Below are 7,195 nucleotides of genomic sequence, written 5' to 3'. Positions count from 1 at the left end.
TCCGTCTTCGGCAGCGTCAGATGTGTATAAGAGACAGGGGCACTACCGGGCATTGCTGGCAATGCCTCTGCCGAGCATGGCTCGGCACTACCCACGCTTGCTCCTGCAACACAGCGCCGCACCACGATGCGGCTATCATCGGCCCCTGCACTTCACCGAATGAATGCCGTGCGCTCACGCTACCTGCTACCGCTACTCCTCCTCGCTGCCGGCTCGGCCCATGCCCAGCCCGCCATCGACCTGCCCGCGCTGATAGAGTGCCGGCAGAGCGTCAGTGAGTTCGCGGCATTGGCCCCCATCGCCAATGATCCGCTGAAGGCCGTTGCCTTGGGCTGGCGGCCCTTGCCGCAAGGCAACCTGTTCATGGCCGAGTACATGCTGAACACCCCGATCACGGTGTTCGGCCACAGCGCCGACCATATCGCCATGGCCGGCGGCACCATCATCGCCATCCTCGACATGCCAGACCCGCACCCGCTGGCCAAACAGCTGGAGCTGGAAACCGGCTACGACGCCCCGGACAAGTTCATGGCCGGCCGCGAGCTGGTCAGCCGCGACGTCAACGACGCCAAGACCGGCGAGGCGTTGATCGAGTCGGTGATCCTGGGCGTGTCCACGGTCAAATCCCACCCCGGCAAAACCCTGGCGGGCTGCACCTACAGCCTGGACCTGCCTGCCGAGGAAGATACCCCGGCCGCCCCCGACACCCCCGTCGAAGCCCCGTCCGTGCCCCCCAGCGTGCAGACCCCTACCCCATCGCCTGCTTGAACAGGGCGCGGCAAACATCCTGCTAGACTTGTCGGCACCGCCCGGCCTGCCGGGTGCAGTCAAACCAAGAGATGTCTGAAGACGACAGTAGTACCTCGCCCGAGAACGGCGAGAAGAAACGCAGCTGGTTGGAGCGCCTGGGTTCGGCGTTCTCCAGCGAACCCCATACCCGCGACGAGCTGGTCGCCACCCTGCAGACGGCACAGCAGGACGGCCTGATCGCCGCAGACACCCTGCGGATGATGGAAGGCGCCATTTCGGTGGCCGAGCTGACCGTCGGCGACGTGATGATCCCGCGCTCGCACATGGTGTCCCTGCCCGTCGAATGCCCCTTCATCGAACTGATGAAGCAGGTGGTCGACTCCGGCCATTCGCGCTTCCCGGTACACGGTGAGAACAAGGACGACATCCTTGGCATCCTGCTGGCCAAGGACCTGCTGCGCGGCGTGGTAGCCGACAACAGCCATGCCAGCGTACGCGAACTGCTGCGCCCGGCGGTGCTGATCCCCGAGGCCAAGAAGCTCAACGTGCTGCTCAAGGAGTTCCGGCTCTCGCGCAACCACATGGCCATCGTGGTCGATGAGTACGGCGGTGTCGCCGGCCTGGTCACCATCGAGGACGTGCTGGAGCAGATTGTCGGCCAGATCGACGACGAGCACGACGAGACCGAAGACCACACCTCGCAGATCGCCATCCTCGCCGATGGTCGCTACGTGGTGGACGCGCTGACCACCATTGGTGACTTCAATGAGCGCTTTGGTGCCGACTTCTCCGACGACGACTACGACACCATCGGCGGCCTGGTCACCGAGGCCGTTGGCCATCTGCCGGAAATTGGCGATGAGCTGACCCTGGAGCGTTTCGTGTTCCGGGTGGCCAAGGCCGATGCACGCCGCGTGCAGGCCTTCCACGTCACCATCCTGCCGCCCGAAGACCAGGACGAAGCTTGATCACCCTGCGCCTGCCGCGTCTGCTGTCCGCGTTTGCGTCGTTGTTCCTGCTGTTGGCCGCCATGGCCAGCAGCGCACAACCTGTCGCCAACCAAACCAGCGAAACCAGCACCCAGCCGGCACCACGCATCGGCGTGGTGACCATGCTGCCGGGCGAAGTGTTCTTCGAGCGCTTCGGCCATGACGCCCTGGTGGTGCTGGACCCGGCAAGCGGGCAGGCAACGTCATACAACTTTGGCTTCTTCGACCCGTCCGAGCCGGATTTCATCGGTAACTTCGTGCGCGGCAAGATGATGTATTACCTGGTCGCCTTGCCGCTGGAACAGGACCTGGCGCAGTACGAGAGTGTTGGCCGCGGGGCAAACATCCAGTGGCTGGACCTGCCACCGGCGCAGGCACGAGCGCTGGCTGATGCGCTGGCCGAACGCGCCAAGCCCGAGAACGCGCGCTACCGCTACGACTACTTCACCGCCAACTGCGCCACCATGGTGCGCGACAGCCTGGACCAGGCCATGGGCGGGGCCCTGCAATCGCAGCTGGCCGGTCGCTCGCGTGGCAACAGCTATCGCAGCGAATCGGTGCGACTGGCCTCGCCTTCGCCGTGGATGTGGCTGGGCTTTGACCTTGGCCTGGGCCCAAACGCTGACCAGCCGCTGTCACGCTGGCAGGAAGCCTTCGTGCCCATGCGCCTGGCCGACAGCCTGCGCGAAGTACGCAACAGTGAAGGCCGGCCGCTGGTACAGGCCGAACAGGAACTGCTGCCGCAGCGTCTGCCGCCCGAGCCTAAGGAAAAGCAACGCTCCTGGTGGCCGTGGCTGCTGATCGGGCTGGCGGTTGCTGCTGCGCTGTACGCCGCACGCCGCAAGCCACGCCTGATCGGCGGATTCGCACTGCCGTTCTGGCTGTTCTGTGGTGTTGCCGGCGGCCTGCTGACCTTCCTGTGGGGCTTCAGCGAGCACCAGGCCGCCTGGGCCAACCGCAACCTGCTGCTGCTCAGTCCGCTGGCCCTGTTGTTGATCCCCGGCGCTTGGAGCCTGCTGCGCGGGCGCCAACCACGCGCCTGGTTCCGGGTCGTCCTGTGGCTGATGACCGGCATTGCGCTGCTGGCGCTGCCGCTGCATTGGCTATCGCTGCAGGCGCAGTTCAACATGCAGTGGATCGTGCTGCTGCTGCCCATCCACATCACGCTGGCGCTGATCCTGGGGCGCCGCAGCTTGGCGTTAACGGCCAGCTGAGGCACGATGCCGGGATGACTACCGGCATCACTCCAGCTCCCGTCCAGGCCAACCCGGCCTGCGTGATCAATTGCACCTGGTACGGTGCCGACGGCACCCAGCGCCCGCTCGACCTGGACAGCATCAGCGACGTACTCGCCGGTGATGCCAAGGGTTTCGTCTGGGTTGGCCTGTACGAACCCAGTGACGCGATCCTGGACAAGGTGCAGGAAGAGTTCGACCTGCATCCACTGGCGATCGAAGACACCCGCAAGGCGCACCAGCGCCCCAAGATCGAGACCTACGGCAATTCCCTGTTCGTGGTGGTGCACACCGCGCAGGTGGTGGATGAGCGCATCCGCTACGGCGAAACCCATGCCTTCCTGGGCCCGCGCTTCCTGGTGACGGTGCGCCATGGCGCTTCGCTGTCGTATGCGCCGGTGCGCGCGCGACTGGAGCAGGAGCCCGAGCTGCTGGCGATGGGCCCCTCGTTCTGCCTGTACTCGGTGCTGGATGCGGTGGTCGATCACTATCTGCCAATCACCGACAGCTTCCGCGACACCCTGGACCTGCTCGAGAAGGACATATTCGCCGACAGCTACAAGCGGCGCACAGTGATCCGCCTGTACGAACTCAAGCGCGAACTCAACAAGATGCGCCTGGCGGTTGCGCCGCTGCAGGATGCCCTGGCCCAGCTGCAGCGCAACCAGGCGCAACTGATCAACGAGGAAGTGCGGCTGTACCTGCGCGACGTGCAGGACCACGCCGCACGCGTCAACGACGCCATTGACACCTTGCGCGAGATGCTGGGCACCGCACTGAGCGTGAACCTGTCGCTGGTGACACTGGCGCAGGGCGAGACGGTCAAGCAGCTCGGTGCCTGGGCAGCGCTGCTGGCTGCACCAACCCTGGTCACCAGCTGGTACGGCATGAACTTCGCGCATATGCCGGAGTTGGCCGGGCGCTTCGCCTATCCGCTGCTGATGCTTGGCGTCGGCGTGATCTGCGTGGTGCTGTACCGCCTGTTCAAACGTTCCGGCTGGCTTTGATCAGCTACCCAGTCTTTCCAGAGAGCAACCATGCAGCACGACCACACCAACCCTGCACGCCGCAATTTCCTGCGCAATACGCTGATCGCCGGTGCCGCCGCGCTGCCCTTGTCGCAGATCGCGTCCGCAAAGACGGAAGCCACTTCCGACAACACGTTGCCCGAATCGATGCGCACCCTGAAATCGGTCGCTGCGCAGGTTGTACCAATTGGCAATGACGAGCGAATCGCGCGCGTGGCCAAGGCCCAGCGCCTGATGGCCGAGCACGGCATCGATGCGGTGTTCATTGGCGCTGGCAGCTCGCTGACCTATTTCACCGGCATGCACTGGTGGGACAGCGAACGCCTCACGGGCGTGATCATTCCGCGCAAGGGCGAGCCGGTCTACGTCACCCCGGAGTTCGAGCGCGTACGCACGCTGGAGCAGATCAAGCTGGGCAACGATGTACGTGGCTGGCAGGAAGACGAAGACCCCTACGCCCTGGTCGCCAAGGTGCTGCGTGACATGGGCCATGCCACTGGCACCTTGGGCATGGAAGAAGCCGTGCCCTACTTCCGCGCCAAAGGCATTGCCGATGCCCTGCCACAGGCCAAGGTGGTACCCGCATGGCCGGTGGTAGCCGGCTGCCGCCGGGTAAAAAGTGCGGCCGAGCTGGCCTTGATGAAGCTGGCCAATGAAGCCACGCTGGCGGTATATGAAGCAGTCTGGAAGGCCTTGAAGCCCGGCATGACCGAGCAGGACATCAGCGGCCTGCTGGCGATGGCCTATGCCCGCACCGGCTTGAGGGGCGATGCCAGCGTCAACGTCGGCAAGTACACCGCATCACCGCACGGCTCGGACAAACCGCAGCACCTGGTCGAAGGCACGCCGATCATCTTCGACGGCGGTTGCCGTGCCGGTGGCTATACCAGCGACATCACCCGCACCGTGGTGTTGGGCCAGCCCGATGACGAGATCCGCAAGGTATTCGACATCGTGTTGAAGGCGCAGACGGCGGCATTGAACACCGCACGCCCGGGCGTGGCGATGGGCGATGTGGATGCCGCTGCCCGCAAGGTGATCAGCGATTCCGGCTACGGCCCGGACTACCGCTATTTCAGCCACCGCCTCGGCCACGGCATCGGTCTGGACATGCACGAATGGGACTACCTGGTGCGCGGTAATACCCACCTGCTGGAACCCGGCATGACCTTCAGCGACGAACCCGGCATCTACATCCCGGACCGCTTCGGCGTACGCCTGGAAGACATCCTCTACGTCACCGAGGATGGCGCCGCACTGATGACCCCGCAGAGCAAGTCCATCGACCAACCGTTCGGTTGATGGGAACGGCTGCGCGTTTTGTGGGAGCGGCGCAAGCCGCGAAGCAACTGCAAAATCAGAAGCCGAAAAGCCTACCCCTCCCCAACCCTCCCCTTCGCTGCGCGAAAGGGAGGGAGCTGCATCCGTAGTGCCGAGCCATGCTCGGCAGGGGCTTTACCAGCAGCCCGTATCAGAGCGGCGCAAGCCGCGAAGCCGCTGCTGGTCAAAACCTTGCCCAGCCTGCACCTAGTTCGCTGCAGTTGCAGGATTTCGTGGGCCCTTATGGGATTACCAGCGTCGCGGCTTACGCCGCTCCTACAACTTCGCCGTCAGGCGACGTACACCGTTTTGATGTTCATGAACTCATGAATACCCGGTCCCGCCAACTCACGCCCGAACCCGGACCGTTTGGTCCCGCCAAACGGAAGCCGCGCGTCGCTCTTCACCACTGAATTGACGAAGGCCGCGCCGCACTGCAGCTGCACGGCAACATTCTCGCCACGCAGCACATCACGGGTCCAGACACTGCCACCCAGACCAAAACTGGTGTCATTGGCGACACGTACCGCCTCGGCTTCGTCCTTGACCCGGATGATCGCCGCCACCGGCCCGAACAACTCTTCTTCGTAGGCAGGCATGCCCGGCCCGACATTGTCGAGGATAGTTGCCTGATAGCCCGCATTGCTGCCAGCCACAGGTGCGCCACCCAGCAACACCTTCGCGCCCTTGTCGACGCTGGCGCACACCTGCTTGTGCAGCTCGGCGCGCAGGTCGGCGCGCGCCATCGGCGCGAGCGTGCTTTCCTCGTCCTGCGGATCGCCGTACACGCGCGCCTGCGCGCCCTCGATGTAGCGCTGCACGAAAGCATCAGCAATGGAGTCAAGCAGGATGAAGCGCTTGGCAGCAATGCAGGTCTGCCCGGCGTTGTCGAAGCGCGAGCGCACCGCTGCAGCCGCCGCCAGATCCAGATCGGCGTCATCCAGCACCACGAAGGCATCACTTCCGCCCAGCTCCATCACGCACTTCTTCAGCTGGTCGCCCGCGTTCGCTGCAATCGACCGCCCTGCACGCTCGCTGCCGGTCAGGGTGACCGCCTTGATACGACGATCACGCAGCACCTCGGCGGCCTGATCGTTGTCGATGTGCAGTACGTCGAATACGCCCACTGGAATACCCGCGGCGGTGACAACCTCGCGCAGCAGATCGGCACAGCCGGGCACATTGCTGGCGTGCTTGAGCAGGGCGACATTGCCAGCCATCAAGCCCGGCGCGAGGAAGCGGATCACCTGCCAGATCGGGAAATTCCACGGCATCACCGCCATCACGCAGCCGATGGGCTGGTAGATCACGTAGCTGCGCTGGGCCTCGGTCGGGATCGGCTGCGGCTTGAGGTAATCGGCCGCGTGGTCGGCGTAATACTCGCAGGCCGCCGCGCTCTTCTCGATCTCAGCCAGGGCTTCGCGGCGCAGCTTGCCCATCTCGGAAGTCATCACGCGCTGGATTTCGTCGCGGCGCTCGCGCAGGCCGGCGGCGACCTTGCGCAGATGGTCGCCACGCTGCTCCAGTGACAAACCCGACCATTGTGGGAACGCCGATTCAGCTGCGGCCAGACGCTGCTCAATGCCAGCGGCAGTCAGCAGCTCAACCGTGCGCACGACCTCGCCATTGAAGGGATTGATAGTCTGATACGACGCCATGGACTCACCTGCATTCAACGAATGCAGGAATGGTAGCGCCGCGAATGTTGCGCGCAGGTAAATCCCAAGCCGGCCCTGTAGTGCCGAGCCATGCTCGGCAGGGGCTTTTAGCAGCCATCCATCAGCCGGCCGCATCATTGTGGGAGCGGCGTCAGCCGCGAAGCTGGCAGCGTTGAAATCACCAGCATGGCTGCGATCTGACCGCTCAACGGCTT

General features: G+C 64.4%; 6 protein-coding genes. 5 read left to right on the top strand and 1 reads right to left on the bottom strand.

What is annotated here, in order from left to right; genetic code table 11:
* Positions 1–159 precede the first annotated feature (159 nt).
* The 5 genes from AC1VXC_RS20615 to AC1VXC_RS20595 all read left to right on the top strand — a co-directional run bounded on the left by AC1VXC_RS20615 (position 160) and on the right by AC1VXC_RS20595 (position 5,304).
* Positions 160–768, top strand: coding sequence for a hypothetical protein (locus tag AC1VXC_RS20615; RefSeq protein ID WP_313493663.1), 609 nt, complete (start codon positions 160–162; stop codon positions 766–768).
* Between the two features lie 71 nt (positions 769–839).
* Positions 840–1,718, top strand: a complete 879-nt coding sequence (locus AC1VXC_RS20610; protein WP_313169489.1) for an HlyC/CorC family transporter — start codon at positions 840–842, stop codon at positions 1,716–1,718.
* Positions 1,719–1,723: 5 nt separating this feature from the next.
* Positions 1,724–2,953 carry a lipoprotein N-acyltransferase Lnb domain-containing protein gene (locus AC1VXC_RS20605; RefSeq protein ID WP_481539679.1) on the top strand — a complete coding sequence of 410 codons (1,230 nt, stop codon included), beginning with the start codon at positions 1,724–1,726 and terminating at the stop codon, positions 2,951–2,953.
* A 14-nt stretch (positions 2,954–2,967) separates the two neighbouring features.
* Positions 2,968–3,981: a magnesium and cobalt transport protein CorA gene (locus AC1VXC_RS20600; protein ID WP_313169487.1), complete on the top strand. Its 1,014-nt coding sequence runs from the start codon at positions 2,968–2,970 to the stop codon at positions 3,979–3,981.
* A 30-nt stretch (positions 3,982–4,011) separates the two neighbouring features.
* On the top strand, positions 4,012–5,304 hold the full coding sequence (locus AC1VXC_RS20595; protein ID WP_313493659.1) for a M24 family metallopeptidase: 1,293 nt from the start codon (positions 4,012–4,014) through the stop codon (positions 5,302–5,304).
* 308 nt (positions 5,305–5,612) lie between these two features.
* Here AC1VXC_RS20595 and AC1VXC_RS20590 read toward each other — a convergent pair whose 3' ends face one another.
* Entirely contained in the window at positions 5,613–6,980 is a 1,368-nt protein-coding gene (locus AC1VXC_RS20590; RefSeq protein WP_481540008.1) for an NAD-dependent succinate-semialdehyde dehydrogenase, read from the bottom strand.
* Between the last annotated feature and the right edge of the window lie 215 nt (positions 6,981–7,195).

The sequence above is a fragment of the Stenotrophomonas sp. STEN033 genome (genome assembly GCF_056856655.1).
The sequence above is the reverse complement of the archived record's forward strand: the minus strand, read 5'-3'. Positions and strand labels throughout refer to the sequence as shown.

Excerpts from the sequence above, each read along its gene's own strand:
- AC1VXC_RS20595 (WP_313493659.1), top strand. The coding sequence starts at position 4,012 with ATGCAGCACGACCACACCAACCCTGCACGCCGCAATTTCCTGCGCAAT.
- AC1VXC_RS20590 (WP_481540008.1), bottom strand. The coding sequence starts at position 6,980 with ATGGCGTCGTATCAGACTATCAATCCCTTCAATGGCGAGGTCGTGCGC.
- AC1VXC_RS20610 (WP_313169489.1), top strand. The coding sequence starts at position 840 with ATGTCTGAAGACGACAGTAGTACCTCGCCCGAGAACGGCGAGAAGAAA.
- AC1VXC_RS20600 (WP_313169487.1), top strand. The coding sequence starts at position 2,968 with ATGACTACCGGCATCACTCCAGCTCCCGTCCAGGCCAACCCGGCCTGC.
- AC1VXC_RS20615 (WP_313493663.1), top strand. The coding sequence starts at position 160 with ATGAATGCCGTGCGCTCACGCTACCTGCTACCGCTACTCCTCCTCGCT.